Source organism: Chryseobacterium salviniae (genome assembly GCF_035819015.1).
Classification (GTDB): domain Bacteria; phylum Bacteroidota; class Bacteroidia; order Flavobacteriales; family Weeksellaceae; genus Chryseobacterium; species Chryseobacterium salviniae.
In genome coordinates this window covers 37,572-55,045 of sequence record NZ_JAYLAA010000020.1, presented here as the reverse complement: position 1 = coordinate 55,045, position 17,474 = coordinate 37,572, and the positions used below count along the sequence as shown (strand labels likewise).

The 17,474-nt window shown below is 40.5% G+C and carries 15 protein-coding genes; 13 read left to right on the top strand and 2 right to left on the bottom strand.

Features of this window, described 5'->3' with window-relative positions; all coding sequences use genetic code 11:
* Window position 1 precedes the first annotated feature (1 nt).
* The 5 genes from SOP96_RS05760 (at window position 2) to SOP96_RS05740 (ending at window position 4,812) form a co-directional block, all read left to right on the top strand.
* Complete coding sequence (locus SOP96_RS05760; RefSeq protein WP_002978450.1) at window positions 2–916, top strand: ABC transporter ATP-binding protein; 915 nt, start codon at window positions 2–4, stop codon at window positions 914–916.
* A gap of 1 nt (window position 917) precedes the next feature.
* Entirely contained in the window at window positions 918–1,664 is a 747-nt protein-coding gene (locus SOP96_RS05755; protein WP_326320081.1) for an ABC transporter ATP-binding protein, read from the top strand.
* 2 nt (window positions 1,665–1,666) lie between these two features.
* Window positions 1,667–2,773, top strand: coding sequence for an ABC transporter permease (locus SOP96_RS05750; RefSeq protein WP_326320080.1), 1,107 nt, complete (start codon window positions 1,667–1,669; stop codon window positions 2,771–2,773).
* Window positions 2,770–3,891 carry an ABC transporter permease gene (locus tag SOP96_RS05745; protein WP_326320079.1) on the top strand — a complete coding sequence of 374 codons (1,122 nt, stop codon included), beginning with the start codon at window positions 2,770–2,772 and terminating at the stop codon, window positions 3,889–3,891. The genes SOP96_RS05750 and SOP96_RS05745 overlap by 4 nt, the downstream gene beginning before the upstream one ends.
* 99 nt (window positions 3,892–3,990) lie before the next feature.
* Complete coding sequence (locus tag SOP96_RS05740) at window positions 3,991–4,812, top strand: RteC domain-containing protein (RefSeq protein ID WP_002978441.1); 822 nt, start codon at window positions 3,991–3,993, stop codon at window positions 4,810–4,812.
* A gap of 7 nt (window positions 4,813–4,819) precedes the next feature.
* Here SOP96_RS05740 and SOP96_RS05735 read toward each other — a convergent pair whose 3' ends face one another.
* Both SOP96_RS05735 and SOP96_RS05730 read right to left on the bottom strand, forming a co-directional pair.
* A complete protein-coding gene (locus SOP96_RS05735) occupies window positions 4,820–10,261 on the bottom strand; it encodes an N-6 DNA methylase (protein WP_326320078.1) in 5,442 nt (1,813 codons plus the stop codon).
* On the bottom strand, window positions 10,248–10,685 hold the full coding sequence (locus tag SOP96_RS05730) for a DUF1896 domain-containing protein (protein WP_002978435.1): 438 nt from the start codon (window positions 10,683–10,685) through the stop codon (window positions 10,248–10,250). The genes SOP96_RS05735 and SOP96_RS05730 overlap by 14 nt, the downstream gene beginning before the upstream one ends.
* Window positions 10,686–10,847: 162 nt before the next feature.
* On the opposite strand from SOP96_RS05730, the gene SOP96_RS05725 reads away from it, so the two are divergent.
* From SOP96_RS05725 to SOP96_RS05690, 8 genes are all read left to right on the top strand, one after another.
* Entirely contained in the window at window positions 10,848–11,411 is a 564-nt protein-coding gene (locus tag SOP96_RS05725; RefSeq protein WP_002978432.1) for a helix-turn-helix domain-containing protein, read from the top strand.
* An 84-nt stretch (window positions 11,412–11,495) separates the two neighbouring features.
* Window positions 11,496–13,910 carry a heavy metal translocating P-type ATPase gene (locus SOP96_RS05720; protein WP_326320077.1) on the top strand — a complete coding sequence of 805 codons (2,415 nt, stop codon included), beginning with the start codon at window positions 11,496–11,498 and terminating at the stop codon, window positions 13,908–13,910.
* Window positions 13,911–14,010: 100 nt separating this feature from the next.
* Window positions 14,011–14,232, top strand: coding sequence for a heavy-metal-associated domain-containing protein (locus SOP96_RS05715; RefSeq protein WP_100075711.1), 222 nt, complete (start codon window positions 14,011–14,013; stop codon window positions 14,230–14,232).
* Window positions 14,233–14,332: 100 nt separating this feature from the next.
* Window positions 14,333–14,803 (top strand): hypothetical protein, encoded by a 471-nt coding sequence (locus tag SOP96_RS05710; protein WP_326320076.1) that lies wholly within the window; start codon window positions 14,333–14,335, stop codon window positions 14,801–14,803.
* A gap of 94 nt (window positions 14,804–14,897) precedes the next feature.
* On the top strand, window positions 14,898–15,782 hold the full coding sequence (locus SOP96_RS05705; protein WP_100077568.1) for a DUF3347 domain-containing protein: 885 nt from the start codon (window positions 14,898–14,900) through the stop codon (window positions 15,780–15,782).
* A gap of 8 nt (window positions 15,783–15,790) precedes the next feature.
* Window positions 15,791–16,312, top strand: a complete 522-nt coding sequence (locus SOP96_RS05700) for a DUF305 domain-containing protein (RefSeq protein WP_100075713.1) — start codon at window positions 15,791–15,793, stop codon at window positions 16,310–16,312.
* 39 nt (window positions 16,313–16,351) lie between these two features.
* Window positions 16,352–17,014, top strand: a complete 663-nt coding sequence (locus SOP96_RS05695) for a DUF3347 domain-containing protein (RefSeq protein ID WP_100075714.1) — start codon at window positions 16,352–16,354, stop codon at window positions 17,012–17,014.
* 1 nt (window position 17,015) lies between these two features.
* Window positions 17,016–17,465, top strand: a complete 450-nt coding sequence (locus SOP96_RS05690) for a heme-binding domain-containing protein (RefSeq protein WP_013632651.1) — start codon at window positions 17,016–17,018, stop codon at window positions 17,463–17,465.
* Window positions 17,466–17,474 lie beyond the last annotated feature (9 nt).

Sequence of the window (17,474 nt, the reverse complement as noted above, 5' to 3'; positions counted from 1 at the left end):
AATGGCAGACGTTGTATTAAATAACATTGTAAAGACCTACAATAAAGGCGAAGTAAAGGCAGTAAACGATGTTTCTTTTGAGGTAAACAAGGGCGAATTGTTTGGCTTGATTGGAGCAGACGGAGCAGGAAAAACAAGCATTTTCCGCATACTTACTACGCTATTGCTTCCCGATAGCGGTACGGCTTCCGTAAATGGTTTTGACGTAGTAAAAGACTATAAAGCCATTCGCAAAAATGTAGGTTATATGCCCGGCAAATTTTCATTGTATCAAGATTTATCAGTAGAGGAAAACCTCAACTTTTTTGCAACCGTATTCAATACCACCGTTGCGGAAAATTACGATTTGGTAAAGGATATTTATGTACAGTTAGAGCCGTTTAAAAATCGAAGAGCAGGAAAATTGTCTGGTGGTATGAAGCAGAAACTGGCTTTGTGTTGTGCTTTAATTCATCGCCCAACAGTATTGTTTTTAGACGAGCCGACCACAGGCGTAGATGTAGTTTCAAGAAAAGAATTTTGGGAAATGCTGAAAGGCTTAAAACAGCAGGGCATTACCATTTTGGTTTCAACCCCTTATATGGACGAAGCCACGCTTTGCGAACGCATCGCATTGATACAAAACGGCAGCATAATGTCTATTGATACGCCCGATACTATCATCAAACAGTTTCCCGACAAGTTGTTTGCAGTAAAGGCAAACGATATGGGTAAACTCTTGAATGCTTTGCGAAACAACACACAGATAAAAAGTTGTTTTTCATTTGGCGACTTTCATCACATCACGTTTCAAAATGATAATGAGCGTTCACAAAATGAACTGATACAAACCTTGCAGGAAGCCGATTTTCAAGACATTGAACTCAAACACATCACACCAAGCATTGAAGATTGCTTTATAAATCTGATGAACTGATATGACAAACGAAGTAGTAATAAAAACAGAGAAATTAACCAAGCGTTTTGGCGATTTCATCGCTACAAACGAAGTTACGTTTGAAGTGTACGAAGGGGAAATTTTCGGTTTCTTAGGTGCAAACGGTGCAGGAAAAACAACCGCAATGAAAATGCTTTGCGGGCTTTCCAAACCCTCATCGGGCAATGCTACCATTGCAGGTTTTGACATTTACAAGCAGACCGAAGAAATTAAAAAGAACATCGGTTATATGAGCCAAAAATTTTCATTGTACGAAGATTTAACGGTAATAGAAAATATTCAATTCTTTGGCGGTATTTATGGTTTATCCGATAAGCAACTAAACGCAAAAAGCAATGAACTGATTGAAACATTGGGATTGCAGAGCGAAGCAAAAAAATTAGTGGCTTCTTTGCCTTTGGGTTGGAAACAGAAATTAGCGTTTTCAGTTGCCGTAATACACGAACCTAAAATTGTGTTTTTAGATGAACCCACAGGAGGCGTTGACCCTGTAACAAGACGGCAGTTTTGGGATTTGATTTATTCGGCAGCCGATAGAGGTATTACCATTTTCGTAACTACCCACTATATGGACGAAGCCGAATACTGCAACCGTATTTCTATGATGGTGGACGGAGTAATAAAAGCATTGGACACACCTGCCAATTTAAAACAACAATATTCAGCCGCTTCAATGGACGATGTATTTTATGAATTGGCAAGAGGAGCAAAACGAAAATCAGATTAAAGATGAAACAGTTTTTATCATTTGTAAGAAAAGAATTTTATCACGTATTCCGTGATAGCAAAACGCTGTTAATGCTATTCGGCTTGCCCATTGTGCAGATTGTTTTATTTGGTTTTGCCCTCACAAACGAAATCAAAAATTCCAAAATCGTTATTTGCGATTATGCTAAAGATGAAGCCACGCAACAAATCATCAGCAAGATAGAAGCAAGCAGGAATTTTGAAATTCAGAAAACATTAATAAGCCACAAACAAATTGAAGAAGCATTTAAAGAGGGAAACATAAAATTGGCAATCATTTTCCCTGCCAATTTCAACAAAGACTTATTGCACCTGAACAAAGCACAGGTACAGATTATTGCCGATGCTTCCGACCCCAACACTGCCAACACATTAACCAATTACGCAACCAATATCATTATGGATTATCAGCAGGAGTTGATGAAAAACAAAGCAATGCCATTCCGTATAGTTCCCGAACTGCGAATGTTGTACAATCCCGAATTGAAAGGAGCAACCAACTTTGTACCGGGCGTAATGGCATTGGTGCTAATGCTGATTTGTGTAATGATGACCGCAGTTTCCGTTGTCAAGGAAAAAGAAACAGGTACAATGGAAGTGCTATTGGTTTCGCCTTTCAATCCATTTTTAGTTATTATTTCAAAAGCCATTCCGTATTTGTTTTTGTCGTTAATCAATCTTACGATAATTCTTGTATTAAGCGTTACACTTTTGGATATGCCTATAAATGGTAGCATTCTGTTACTGTTCGGAGCAAGTACTTTACTGATTATTACAGCACTTTCATTAGGCTTATTGATTTCAAACGTAACACAGTCGCAACAAACGGCAATGCTTATTTCTATGATGGGTATGATGTTGCCTACAATGCTGTTCACAGGTTTTATGTTTCCATTGGAAAATATGCCTTATCCGCTTCAGATAATTGCCAATGCAGTACCCTCAAAATGGTATTACATCATCGTAAAATCAATAATGATAAAAGGTTTGGGCTTTTCTGCCATTTGGAAAGAAACGCTTATCCTGTTTGGAATGACTTGCTTTTTGCTGATAGTGAGTATCAGAAAATTTAAAATAAGATTGGTATGAGAACATTAAAGTTTTTGCTACAAAAGGAATTTAAGCAAATATTCCGAAACAAGTCGTTGTTGCCGTTGATTTTGGCAGCACCGATAATTCAGTTATTGATACTTCCTTTGGCAGCAGATTACGAAGTGAAGAACATTAACATTTCAATCGTTGACCACGACCATTCTACCTACTCACAAAAGCTGATTTCAAAAATTACCGCTTCGGGATATTTCCAATTGGCAGATTACGGAAATTCATTTCAAAGTGCATTTAATCAGATTGAAAAAGATAAATCCGATTTGATTTTGGAAATACCGCAGGGGTTTGAAAAAAACTTAGTTCGTGAAAATGAGCAAAAATTATTTATTGCCGTTAATGCAATCAATGGCGTAAAAGCGGGTTTAGGCGGAGCTTATCTCGCACAGATTATTTCGGCATACAATAATGATATTCGCTTGCAATGGGTGCAACCCGATAAGTTTAATACTGCACCTATTATTACCGTTGCTTCATCAAATTGGTTCAATCCGTTTATGAACTATCGGTTTTTTATGGTTCCGGGTATTTTGGTTGTGTTGGTAACAATGGTAGGGGCTTATATGTGTGCATTGAACATTGTAAAAGAAAAAGAAGTCGGAACGATAGAACAAATCAACGTAACACCCATTAAGAAATATCAGTTTGTATTAGGCAAGCTCATTCCGTTTTGGGTAATCGGTATGTTTATTTTCAGTATCGGCTTGCTCATTGTAGCACGTTTTGTTTACGGCATTGTTCCTGTCGGAAGTTTGCTTTTGTTGTACAGCTACTTGGCAATTTATTTAGTGGCTTTATTAGGCTTAGGCTTGCTCATTTCCACATTTGCCGATACGCAGCAACAAGCAATGTCGGTAGCCTTTTTCTTCATTATGATTTTTATGCTGATGAGTGGGTTATTCACCCCACTTGACGGAATGCCGCAATGGGCTTACATCATAGCAAAGTGCAGCCCTGTAACATACTTTATTGATGTAGTGAGAATGATTGTGTTGAAAGGAAGCGGTTTTGCCGACATCAAATATCACTTTGTTATTATGATTGGCTTTGCCTTGTTCCTGAATGGCTTTGCGATTATGAATTACAAGAAAACAAGTTAGATGTAATGCTGATTTTCCTATTCAACAAATAGGAAAATGCCTAAATATTATGATTTAGGCATTTTTTTAATAACCGGAACATCATCCAATGTAAATTAAATGGACAAATTCTATAATGAAATATTACATAAATTAGAAACTGCAATTCAGGAACTGGAGATTGAAACCGACTGCCCGATAAAAAGAATAGAAGCGGTTATAGAGCTTATCATTCAAAGCCTTGCCGATTTAAAGGAATTTGTATTGAAGCACGACTTTAAAAATATGGAAGAGGAAATCCATTTTTTCAAGTATCAGAAACCTGTTATTGTTTCAAAGCTCATTTACTACAATTCCATCTATAAAATAGAAACGAGAAGACCGTATGGAAACAAGCGCACCAAGAAATATTTTACCAAAGAACTAAAAAAGCTAAAAAGGTTCTTTGAGAATAACCTTGATTTTTACAAGTATTACCGCAGTAACAATTCTTTCGTTGACGAGAAGTTTTTTGTACGTGGGAAGCACGATATAAGGTTATGGTTGGACACTTTTTATTTCGAGGCAGACCACCGCTTTTCTACTTCGCACGATTATAAGGTTGCCAAGATAATTGCCAATGACCTGATACAAGTTTATTTGGAAGACAGGCTGAATAACATCAATGTGAAAAAGGGTTCGGACAATTCATTGAAATGGACAGCAAGCAAAACAGCACTTACAGAATTGATTTATGCACTGTACTCCCACGGTGTATTTAACAATGGGAATGCAGACATAAAATTGATAGCTAAAACTTTTGAAGATGCCTTCAATATTGAATTAGGCGATTTTTACCACACATTTATGGAACTGAAAGCCCGTAAGATAAACCGGACGAAATTCCTTGACAGCCTGTGTGAAGCACTGATAAAGAAAATGGACGAACAGGACGAAAAGTAAACGACCATTACAATACGCCACGCGACAGATGAACACCTTTCGTCCGTATAATACTTTCCTGAACCTTTGGAGCTTCTTTCTGCTTTTCTACCTGCTCCGGGACTGCTTCCCCTTGCTTAACAGGTTCTATTGAAAGCTGTATCTTCCTTTCTACGGCTGCCAGTTCCGTTTTAAGTTCACTCAATCGACTTTCTTTAGACCACGTACCGTTAACCACTTCCTGAAGTATAGGTAGGTCTTTCTGTATTTCAGCGATTTTTTCCTGTTCCTGTTTTACAAAGCCCGGCAGCTTTTCCAAAGCCCTTAAAAAATTCATTGTGGCAGTTTCAGGGTCCTTTGCCATCAGACCGTTATTGTAGGTGTATTTGATATTTCCCTCGCCCTGTACCAAAAAGCGGTTTACCCGAATATCCGAACCCTCTTTTTCCGACATTTCTGTTTTGACCAACAGCGTAAAACCATACAAGCTGCCTATCTCTTCATACTGACCTGCGGTGCGGGCTTTGTCCGCAATCTCGTTCAGCTTCGCACCGATTTGTTTCGGATTTGCATTGGGCGGCAAACCATCCAACAGCACAGGGTTTTCGATTGTACCGTCCGAACGCTTTTGGAGGCGTTGCTGTAAGTTTTCCCAGTCTGTACTCATCCGGTTCAAACGGGATTGAGTGCTTTGCAGCATTTCCGTATAATCCTGCACCTTAAACTTAGCACTGGATTTTGAACGGTTGAAAGCCTGCTTTTCGCTTTCCAGTCCGGCAATTTGTTTTTCCAGTTTGGCTTTATCCAACAGGTCTGTATTTCCTGACAGGATTGCCACGTATTCTGAAAAGTTCATTCCCGATTTTTCGTCCATACTTCCCTCGTCAATCGTTCTTTTGGTCAGATTGTTGGTCTTTAACTGGTCGATGAAAAGCTGCTTGTTGTACAGCAGGTTGAACTTGTAACTATCCAACGATTTTTCAACGGCATAGATAATCACATCCACTTTATTATCGGCGAAGAATTTGGCAATCTCGTTGCCTTTCCGAATTGCCCGCCCGTCCCTTTGGGCAAGGTCAGACGGTCGCCACGGCGTATCTAAATGATGAACGGCAACGGCTCTTTTCTGTGCGTTAACGCCAGTTCCGAGCATACTCGTAGAACCGAACAGCACACGGATTTTGCCCTCGTTCATCCCGTTGATAAGTTCCCTACGTTGCTTATCATTTTTTGCTTCCTGAATAAACCTTACTTCGTGCGCAGGTATGCCGTGGTCTTCCACGAGCTTGCGTTTGATTTCGGAGTACACATTCCATTCGCCCGGCTTATAAGTTCCCAAATCAGAGAAAACGAACTGCGTTCCTTTCTGTGCGTTGAACTGGTTGTAATACTTGGCGATATTTGCCGCACAATGCGAAGCCTTGTTGTCGGGGTGGTCGTCGTAAATACCGCTTACCATACGCATATCGAGCGACATTTTACGGGCATAGTCCGTAGCAATGAGCATCTTTGCTTTTTCTTCGCTTTGCGATAGTGGTAATCTTCCGAGCAATGTTGCATCGCCTGTTTTGGCAAATTGCATCAGGCTTTGAATAAAGGCTTCTTGGTCGGGCGTTGGCGGTATGTTATAAAGGATTTCGTTTTTGTTCGGTCGGTCAATACCAATATCCTTTGCCGTTCTGTAATCCGTGATTTCAGAATAGAACTGCGCCAGTTCCGGCACTTTGATAAAGTAGCGGAAACGCTCTTTTGCGACAATATTGTTAGCTACCGAAAATTCATAATCGGTCGTTTTCCTTGCATAGATAGCTGCCCACGCATCAAAAGAATGAATGCCCTGTTTTTCCAATGCACGGGGACGCAGATATTTGAACAGTAGGTACAGCTCCGTTAATGAATTGCTGATGGTCGTACCCGAAAGAAAGGTTGCGCCCATATCCGCATTGGTACGCTCCTGAATGGTGCGGATTGCAAAAAGCAGGTTCAGTGCCTTTTGGCTGCCGTCCACGTTACCCAATCCGGCAACCCGTGTATGACGGGTGTTGAACATCAGGTTTTTGAATTGGTGGCTTTCGTCCACAAACAAATGGTCTATGCCCATCATCTTAAAGTCCACAATATCATCTTTGCGGTTTTCAATATCGTGTTGCAGCGTTTTCAGCTTTACTTCAAGATTTTCTTTTCGTTTGATTACCCCGGCGAGCATTCCCCTTGTCACTTCCTTGCCTTGCGATTTCAGGGCATCGAGGTTGCGCTCTACGCTGTCTAATTCTATTTCGAGGATTTCCTTTTGTATTTCGGGCGATTGAGGTATCATTCCGAACTGGTCGTGCGTGAGTATCACACAATCCCAATCGTTGTTTTTAATATCCCCGAAAATGCGCAGGCGTTTTTTAGGCGTAAAATCATCAATACCTGGATAAAGGATTTTTGCGTGTGGATAGGCTTTTCGGTAGTCTTCAGCAATAGCAGGTATATTGGCTTTCAGTCCGATTATCATCGGTTTATGGGCTAATCCCAAACGCTTCATTTCCTGCGCTGCGGTACACATTATCAGCGTTTTTCCTGCGCCTACTTCGTGGTCGCAGATAGCACCGTTGTTCAGTTTTATCATCCAAACCGTGTCCTTTTGGCTTGAATACAGGTCTTCAATGCCTGCACCCTTGCGGTCTAATCCCGGAAATTCCTGATGGCTTCCGTCATAGTTCGGGCGAACGAAACAGTTAAAGGTGTCGTTGTACTGGTCGGTCAGCCTGTTTTTAAACTCATCGTTCTGTGCGTGTAGCCAGTCGGTAAAAGCGGTACGGATTTCATCAATCTTGGTGTTCGCCATTTGTATGGCTTCCATATCCCGTACTTTGACCTCTTGGTCGCCAACCATCACTTTTTTGGTTATATCAGGCGTAGTATTGACAAGGGCGTGTTTGAGCAGGGCAATACCGTCAAATGTTCGGCTTTCCGCTTTGACAGCATATTTTTCCCAAATGTGCATATTGCCCCGATGACATTTCACAGAAAAGTCGTCGGAGCTTTCGGAATAATGAACCAATACATCCGCATCGAACAGGTGCGAAGCGAAACGGGCATAAATTCCGGTAGGTATCCACCGTTCGCCGAGATTAAAATCCAACTCCTCAAATTCAATCCGTTTTGGTCGGGCTTCCTCTAAAGCGGTAAGGCTTTCTTTGGCTTCGGTATCATCAGGATTGTTTTCAAGATAGGCTCTTACTTCATCGGCTTTCTCAACTACGTTGCCTGCAATCCACCGTTCGGCTATTTCGTATTCCTGTTGTAGCGGATTGTAGAACAACCGCCCGTGTAAGGCTTCTTTCAGGGTATCGGCAGGCAGGCTGCTGATTTCGGACATAAAGTCCAAATCCACGTTGCCGTATTTATTCAGCGAGGCGGCTAATGCCTCTTCGGGATTATCGGTTGCTAACGTGGTCGTAGAGAAACTAACAGGACGGCTGAATATATCCGCTTTATGGATTATGCCGCCAATGATACGCTCCAGATAAGGAATTTCTTTACCTGCGCTGTCTGTCTTTATCAGCTTGGCATTGTCGGCAGCATTGAGATTACCGTATTTTTTGACAAAGCCATCGTACAGGAGGTTCAGGGTTTCCCGTTCTGCCTTGTGTTCGGTCTGCTTTTCAGCTTCTTTTTGGTACAGGTTGATATAACTGTCCCTTACAGCTATGTAGGCTTCGGCTCTTGCTTTCTGTGCCGATGGTAATTGCAATGGATGAAAGATTGCTTTTGCATCTTCCTTTTCTACTTCTTGCAGATAACCTACCCAACCGTTATCCACCACAAGACAATCGTTACGATGGAATGATTGCAGTTCGCCACTATACGGGGCAGGTTCAGGAATAGCATTAATATTGATAGCGGTAATGGCTGTCTTATCAGACTGGCCATTTCCGTTTATTTGTGAAAACAGGTCGCTGATAGCTTCCTGTTTTTTGCCGTTAACCTGGTCGGTTCCGTTAATATCACCATTGGATTTTAGCGGTGTATAGGGCTGCTGCCTTGCACTGCTGAACAGGTCGGGCTGACGACCTATTGTACCTCTTCTTTTTTTAGTGCTTTGCCTTTTGGCTTGGGTAGTTCTTTTAGGTGGAGCAAGAACCATTACAGGTTCTCCCGCACTTTCAAACAAGTCAAAAATGCTTAGTTGCTTTAATTCCTGCGGGCTTTCCTGACGGACTACCGGAGTAGGTACAGGTTGCGGCTTTTGCTGAATGATTACAGGGTCTATGACCGGAGGTGTAACTTTTGGTTCAATAGGAATTTGTATAACAGGCTCGTCGTTCTGTTCGCCTTTGTATAAACTCAAATTCAGATGCTTTCCAAAATCTTCGGAAAGCATTTGCTTCAAATCTTTGGCAATGCCCTCAACACCGTCTTTATGCGTATAGATTAAGGCAGGTTGCCCGTATGGGTCGGTATCTAATTTTTGGTCGGTATGGATAATTCTTGTACTGTCCTGAAAGAGCGCATTGCCAGGCGTATTGTATTCAGATGGCTTGCTTTGGCAAAACAGATCTTCCCTGTCGGTCAGATTTTCTTTTGCCGTATTTTTTTGCAGGATAATCAGGTCGCTGCCGACTTCCGTACCTGCATATTCGGTAAACAGGTTGTTAGGCAATCTTACAACCGAAACCAAATTATTATCCTGCATCAACGCCCTGCGTATGGGTTCGTTCTTAGGGCTGTTCAGAATGCCCTGTGAAGTGATGTAAGCCAACAAACCGCCCTCACGGAGCATATCAGCACCTTTCAGAAAAAAGTAATTGTGTATGCTTCGGGCAGCTTGTTCCTTTGCGCTGTTTCTACTGCGTGAATAAGAAAGGTCAAATACGGAAGTATCGCCAAAAGGGATATTACTGGCGATTACATCATAGGTGTTTTGTTCCCTTTCGGGGATTTCCTCAAAGCCGTTTATACGGATATTGATTTCGGGGTAAAGCTGCTTTAAAATCTTGCCTGTAAGCAAGTCCTTTTCATAAGCGGTAACACTGGCTTTCTGATTTTCCGAAAAGGATTGGATGAATGAACCGATACCTGCGGAGGGTTCGAGGAATTTATCAATGTGCAGACCATTATCCCGCAAGGCAGATGAAATGGCATCTATAACTTTTGGTGGGGTATAAAAAGCCGTCAGTACGGAACTTTTCATACTATCCACATACTTGCGGTATTGCTTATCGTCTTCGGAATTTTCTTTGAGTAGTTGGTGGAGTTCCTGCGTGAGTGGAAAAAGGTCGTGTTCTGTTTTTCTCCAATGATTGATGTCTATTTCGTTTTCTACGGGGTTCAGAACGAATTTAAGACCGCCAAATCCGCTGTATCGCATCATTAGCAGTCTTTCGCCTACGGTGGCTTGCCGTTTCTCCTTTTCCAGTTTAAAAACAATTCGCAGGGCATCAATATTCTGTTGGATATGGAACCGCTTACTGAAGCCCATTTTCCTCAATCCATATTGAGATGGTTCCGGTCAGTTCGGTATAGAGTACATCAAACTCATTTCCGTTGGCGAAATCATCGGTTAATTCATATCCTGCGAAAACAGGCTCACAAACGGGGAACATTTTAAGGGCGAACGGTCGCAGCTCCTCGTCTGCCATTATGGCATCAAACTCATTGCATACCACTTTGAAAACCGTGTTGAACTTGGAGAAGTGCAAGCCCTCAAAAAGTATGTAGTTGGCTATTTCGTCGCATTGCTCAATGGCGTTTCCCGAACGGAAAGCACCCTCATAAGCATTGGCAGCCCACGAAGACCGTTGGTCAATAAATTTTTGGTCGTGCGCCTTTTCAGGAAAGCTGCTGTTTAATAATTCTTGCAGTCGTAATCTGAAATACGACAGGTCTTTTTGCTGTACATCCATACTTATTTTGTTTAGAATTTTACTTAAATCCTAAAATTATAGCAGTACATAAGCCCCTTTGCAGAAGTGGCAGGGTTTGGCTTTGAAAGGCGGGATTTGGCGTAGAATGGTATGATGCCAAAGATTAATTTGTACCTTTGTTAAGGTCGTAAAAAGGTATATATGAGTACACTCTTTATTAAAAATATGGTTTGCAACCGCTGTATTATGGTGGTGCAAAATGAATTGGATAAGTTAGGTCTGAACGTAAAAAAAATCAAACTTGGAGAGGTAGTATTGGATAAAGAGATTACATCCGAAGAAAAAAATAATGTAGATAAGGTTTTAATTCCATTAGGCTTTGAACTTATTGACGATAAAAAAAGCCGCATAATTGAAAAGATAAAAAATATAATTATTGACCTTGTGCATCATCAGGACAACCACGCCAAAACCAATCTTTCGGATGTGCTAAGTAGTCAACTGCACCACGATTATAATTATTTATCTAATCTCTTTTCGGAGGTAGAGGGTACTACCATTGAAAAATACTTTATTGCCCAAAAAGTAGAAAAGGTAAAAGAGCTATTGGTATATGATGAGCTTTCTTTGAGTGAAATTGCCTTTCGTTTAAACTATTCGAGTGTGTCCTACCTAAGCAACCAGTTCAAAAAAGTTACAGGGCTGACACCGAGCTATTTCAAACAGATAAAAGAAGATAAAAGGAAGCCATTGGATAGTTTGTAAATCTTACACATAAATTCCAAAATTTCACAATAGCACCCACCCATATAATAGCCAATTTTGTACTGTTAATTAAATCAGGCAAATATGGCAACGAATAATAAAGAAACTATTTATCTTCCCTTAGAAGATGTAGAAAGCGAACATTGTGCGTTAATCGTTGAAAAAGGATTGGCACAGGTCAAAGGCATCGAAACCCACAAAGTAGAGCTAAACAACCGCAGGGCAGCTATCACGGTAGATAACAGCGCAGCGATAGGCGCAGCGGTAAAAGCAATCAAAGATTTAGGTTACGGCGTTTCTACTGTAAAACATACATTCCCTGTATTGGGAATGACCTGCGCATCCTGTGCAGGCAGTGTAGAAAGTATTGTAAAGCATCAGGAGGGCGTTATAGAAGCATCCGTAAACTTTGCTACGGGAAATCTTACCGTGGAATACCTACTCAATATGACCGATGCCACCAAACTGCAAAAGGCGATACAGTCCATAGGTTACGATTTACTGGTAGAAGAAGAAAATAAGCAGCAGGAAACATTAGAAGCTATCCACGCTGAAAAGTTCCAAAAGCTAAAGACTAAAACCGTATGGGCTATTGCGCTGTCATTGCCTGTTGTATTGATAGCAATGTTCTTTATGGATATGCCCTATGCAACCCCTATAATGTGGCTGTTCTCTACTCCTGTTGTATTGTGGTTAGGCAGGGATTTTTTCATCAATGCCTGGAAGCAGACAAAACATCGTTCAGCCAATATGGATACACTGGTAGCATTGAGTACAGGTATCGCTTATCTGTTCAGCGTATTCAATATGTTGTTTGCAGATTTTTGGCATCAGAGAGGACTACACGCCCACGTATATTTTGAAGCAGCAGCCGTAATTGTCGCATTTATCCTGTTAGGGAAACTATTGGAAGAAAAAGCCAAAGGCAATACCTCTTCAGCCATTAAAAAACTGATGGGCTTACAACCCAAGACCGTTATTGTTATACAAGCGAATGGAACCGAAAAACAAACCGCTATTGAAGAGGTAAACGCAGGCGATGTTATTCTTGTAAAGCCGGGCGAAAAGATTGCGGTGGACGGTATGGTTACTTCGGGCAGTTCCTACGTTGATGAAAGTATGTTGAGTGGCGAGCCTGTACCTGTACAGAAAAAAGAAAACGAAAAAGTATTTGCGGGAACGATTAACCAAAAAGGAAGTTTCCAATTCAAAGCGGTTAAAGTCGGAAGGGAAACAATGCTTGCCCATTTCATCAAAATGGTTCAGGATGCGCAAGGCAGTAAAGCACCAGTACAAAAGTTGGTAGATAAGATTGCAGGAATTTTTGTTCCCGTTGTGATAGGGATTGCTATTCTCACATTTATCCTATGGTTTATTTTAGGCGGCAACAATGGCATAGTTCAGGGATTGTTAGCGGCTGTTACGGTATTGGTTATTGCCTGCCCTTGTGCTTTGGGATTGGCTACGCCTACCGCTATAATGGTTGGCGTTGGCAAAGGTGCTGAAAACGGTATTCTGATAAAGGATGCCGAAAGTTTGGAATTAGCCAAAAAAGTTGATGCCATTATTTTAGATAAAACAGGAACGATAACAGAGGGTAGACCAGAGGTAACAGGTATCGAATGGCTAAACAATGATGATGCAACGAAAGATATTTTATTAAGCATCGAAAAGCAATCCGAACACCCATTGGCAGAAGCGGTAGTGAAACATTTAGACGGTGTACAAACCACTACTTTATCACTGTTCGATAGTATTACAGGAAAAGGTGCAAAAGCCAATCACAACAACGAAACCTATTTTGTAGGCAATAAAAAGCTATTGGCAGAAAACAACATTACCATTGCGGAGCAACTGCAAAAGCAAGCGGATGAATGGGGAAAACAATCCAAAACAGTTATTTGGTTTGCCGACAGCAAACAGGCACTTTCCGTTATCGCCATTTCCGATAAAATCAAAGAAACATCCGTAGAAGCCATCCGGCAAATGCAGGATATGGGTATAGAATTGTATATGCTCACCGGCGATAATGAAGCCACTGCAAAAGCCATTGCACAGCAAACCGGAATTGGGCATTACAAGGCAGAAGTATTGCCACAGCACAAGGCCGATTTTGTAAAAGAGTTGCAAAGCAAAGGCAAAGTTGTAGCAATGGTTGGGGACGGCATCAATGACAGTACGGCTTTGGCAACAGCCGACGTGAGCATTGCAATGGGCAAAGGTTCGGACATTGCAATGGACGTTGCCAAAATGACCATCATTTCATCGGACCTTACCAAAATACCACAGGCAATAAAACTTTCAAAACAGACCGTAGACACCATCAAGCAAAACTTGTTCTGGGCGTTTATCTATAATCTAATCGGTATTCCCATTGCCGCAGGTATTTTATATCCGATAAACGGTTTCCTGCTAAACCCGATGATTGCAGGTGCGGCAATGGCATTGAGCAGCGTGAGCGTGGTAACTAACAGCCTGCGGTTGAAGTGGAAAAAGTAAAACATTAAATATCACAAATCAAATAAGAAATTCCACAATAATACAGAACGGTATAGTGCTGAAATTTGTGGTATCAAACAACAATCAAAATTTTAAGACGATGGAAAATAAAGAATATCAATTTAAGACGAACATTAATTGCGGGGGATGTGTGGCAAAAGTAACCCCGTTCCTGAATGAAGCCGAAGGCGTTTGCCATTGGGAGGTGGACACTACGAACAATGACAAAGTGCTGACCGTAAAATCCAAAGGAATTACCGAAGAACAGGTAATTGAAACAGTGCAAAAGGCAGGATTTAAAATAGAACCTTTGAACGTTTAAAGCAATGAATTTAAATGCCCTTTTCAAACCTGGTCTTTCATCTGATGAGGTTTTTGAAAAGGGCATTCTACCTCTATAAAATAGCAAAAAGAATACAGTTTTGACAGGTATTCTTAGTAAAATATCAAAAAATCGGAGAAATCCATCAAAAAAAAATAATCTTATTTGTAACTTTGCTGTGTTGAAAAATTTGAGAATACATATTGGCATTATAACATTAATCTGTTTGGGGTTCTTTTTAATCCCCACTCAGAGCTATGCTTGTTCAAAAAAATCAACAAGGACAGAGCAGGCTTCCTGCGAAAAAGAGCATTCCAAAAAATCAGAGCATAAAAGCAGTTGCAAGGATAAGTCCTGCAAAAAATGCAAGGATGGTCACGACTGCGGGGGCAATTGTAAGCACAGCTCTTGCAGATGCGGTGCTTCAACCACTTCTCTAAATTTACCAATCGTAATCGAATTAAAAGCAAAAAATCTATTTGCAGCAGCCAAAAAGCAAAAATTCGGTTTCAAACAAGCCTATTATTCTTCGGGCTTTTTCTCCATTTGGCTACCGCCTAAAATAAGCTAAAGCTATTGCTTGACAGCCACAGGTATGTCTTGTCGAAAACTAAATGCAGTTTTCGCAACCCCTCGTATATCTAATTAAATTAAAAATTTTCAAAATGAAATCATTATCAAAAATAATGATGGTAATCGCCGTATTACTATCATCAATAAACAGTTTCGCACAAATCAAGAATGCGAAAACAGAAACCGTAAAAATTTACGGCAATTGCGGTATGTGCGAAGCTACCATCGAAAAAGCGGGCAACGTGAATAAGGTAGCCAATGTGGAATGGAATAAAGACACTAAAATGGCTACGCTCACTTATGACAGCAGTAAGACCAATCAGGATGAAATACTGAAACGTATCGCTTTGGCAGGTTACGACAGCGAAAAATTCTTAGCACCGGACGACGTATATGCAAAGCTGCCCGGATGTTGCCAGTACAGTAGGGAATTAAAGCCAGTCGCAAAACCTAATGATGCGGGTATGGATATGAAAAACGGACACGCCAACCATAACCATAACGAAATGGCTGCAACGAATACTGCCGATGCACAAAATGCACCACAACTGAAAGCCGTTTTCGATACTTATTTTTCAGTGAAAGATGCTTTGGTAAAAACCGATGCAGGTACGTCATCCGCAAAAGCTACTGAATTGGTAAAAGCCATCAAAGCGGTAGAAATGACAAAACTTTCTACTGACGAACATACAGTTTGGATGAAGGTAATGAAAGACCTGACAGCAAATGCCGAAAAGATTGCCGCCTCCAAAGATGTTGCAAAACAAAGGGAAACATTCGCTTTGCTTTCTAAGAATATGTATGAATTAGCTAAGGTATCGAAACAGGAAACACCTGTTTACTATCAACACTGCCCAATGTACAATAATGGCAAAGGTGCAAATTGGTTAAGCAAGGAAGAAGCGGTCAAAAATCCATATTACGGTTCTCAAATGCTTACCTGCGGTAGTGTACAGCAAACCATTAATAATAAATAAATCAGGTTATGGAAAATATAGAGAACAAACACGATATGCAGCACCATACGGCAAATGAAGCGCATAATGCCAAACATTCTTTGGCAATGTACAAACGGTTTGCCATAATGGCTGTTGCGATGTTCGCAGCAATGTATTTCCTGATGTATGCTATGATTGACAGATTGGATAATCTTATCCCGAACATCAATAATTTGTATATGACCCTGCTGATGGTTTCGGCAATGTTGGTCATTGAATTATGGATAATGAAAGGAATGTACCAAAACAAAAAAATAAACTGGTCAATCATTGCATTTTCCCTTGCAATTGGCATCTTCTCCTGGTTTGGCATCAGGGAGCAGATAAATGTGGGCGACAAAGAATTTGTAAAAGGAATGATACCGCACCACGCAGCAGCAGTACTGATGTCTGAAAAAGCAACGCTAACCGACCCCGAACTGATAGCATTGCAAAAGAACATACTTGAAACACAGGCAAAGGAAATCGAATTTATGAAGCGAAAGCTGAAAGAATTTGAAAACAAGTAAACCACAAAAATTTCTTTAATAACATTAAATAGAATTAAAATGAAAAATATATTTTTCTTCATCATCGCACTGGCAACGGTTGCAACAATAACAGTTTCCTGCAATCAGTCTTCCAGTAAAAACAGCGACAAAACAGCCAATGATAGTACAGTGGTGTCTGACGCTCAAAATGTGCCATCATCAACACAAAATGATACGGCAACTTCTACTGCTCCAGTTGATACATTAGCTAAAGCTGCAGAAAAATCAGATGTAAAAAAGCAGGCGCAAAACTTCTCTATTGCACCCATAATTACCGATTATCTGTCATTAAAAAACGCCCTTGCTTCAGACAATGACAAAGCTGCTGCCAATGCAGGCAAACAGTTGTTCATTACCTTGAAAAATGTAGATATGAAAACCATACCTGCAAACAAACATAAGGAGTATATGGATATTGCAGAAAATGCAAAAGAAAACGCAGAGCATATTGGCGACAATGCCGGAAAGATAGACCACCAAAGAGAGCATTTAGCATCATTAAGCAAAGATGTTTCCGACCTTATAGCATTGTTCGGAACTACCCAAAAATTGTATCAAGATTATTGCCCGATGTACAATGATGGCAAAGGTGCTATTTGGATTAGTGAAGCAAAGACAATCAAAAATCCTTACTATGGTAGTAAGATGCTTACCTGCGGTTCTGTAAAAAAAGAATTTTAGAATGAAGAAAGTATTAAAGATAATTTTAGCAACAGTGCTGTTTATTTTTATTGCAATCCAATTTTATCAGCCTGCCCTTAATGTAGATAAAGGGCAGGTTTACACAACCGATTTTACACAAGTCTATAAAATGCCTATTGAAATAAAAGCGATGTTTCAAACGTCTTGCTACGATTGTCATAGCAACAATACCAATTATGTTTGGTACGACTATGTACAGCCTGCAAGAACATTGGTAGGAACCCATATCAAAAATGCAAAAGAAGATTTGAATTTCAATGAATGGGGTACATACTCAAATAGAAAGCAGGAAAGATTACTAAACTCAATTAAAGAACAAATAGAAACGAAGCAAATGCCTCTGTCCTCATATACACTGATGCACAAAAATGCAAAATTGAATAATGAGCAAATCAAAACATTAATCAATTGGCTAAAAGAACAGGAATGAGTTTCAAAA

Bases quoted from the DNA above. Each gene is read 5' to 3' on its own strand.
- SOP96_RS05760 (WP_002978450.1), top strand. From the start codon at position 2: ATGGCAGACGTTGTATTAAATAACATTGTAAAGACCTACAATAAAGGC.
- SOP96_RS05755 (WP_326320081.1), top strand. From the start codon at position 918: ATGACAAACGAAGTAGTAATAAAAACAGAGAAATTAACCAAGCGTTTT.
- SOP96_RS05750 (WP_326320080.1), top strand. From the start codon at position 1,667: ATGAAACAGTTTTTATCATTTGTAAGAAAAGAATTTTATCACGTATTC.
- SOP96_RS05745 (WP_326320079.1), top strand. From the start codon at position 2,770: ATGAGAACATTAAAGTTTTTGCTACAAAAGGAATTTAAGCAAATATTC.
- SOP96_RS05740 (WP_002978441.1), top strand. From the start codon at position 3,991: ATGGACAAATTCTATAATGAAATATTACATAAATTAGAAACTGCAATT.
- SOP96_RS05735 (WP_326320078.1), bottom strand. From the start codon at position 10,261: ATGGGCTTCAGTAAGCGGTTCCATATCCAACAGAATATTGATGCCCTG.
- SOP96_RS05730 (WP_002978435.1), bottom strand. From the start codon at position 10,685: ATGGATGTACAGCAAAAAGACCTGTCGTATTTCAGATTACGACTGCAA.
- SOP96_RS05725 (WP_002978432.1), top strand. From the start codon at position 10,848: ATGAGTACACTCTTTATTAAAAATATGGTTTGCAACCGCTGTATTATG.
- SOP96_RS05720 (WP_326320077.1), top strand. From the start codon at position 11,496: ATGGCAACGAATAATAAAGAAACTATTTATCTTCCCTTAGAAGATGTA.
- SOP96_RS05715 (WP_100075711.1), top strand. From the start codon at position 14,011: ATGGAAAATAAAGAATATCAATTTAAGACGAACATTAATTGCGGGGGA.
- SOP96_RS05705 (WP_100077568.1), top strand. From the start codon at position 14,898: ATGAAATCATTATCAAAAATAATGATGGTAATCGCCGTATTACTATCA.
- SOP96_RS05700 (WP_100075713.1), top strand. From the start codon at position 15,791: ATGGAAAATATAGAGAACAAACACGATATGCAGCACCATACGGCAAAT.
- SOP96_RS05695 (WP_100075714.1), top strand. From the start codon at position 16,352: ATGAAAAATATATTTTTCTTCATCATCGCACTGGCAACGGTTGCAACA.
- SOP96_RS05690 (WP_013632651.1), top strand. From the start codon at position 17,016: ATGAAGAAAGTATTAAAGATAATTTTAGCAACAGTGCTGTTTATTTTT.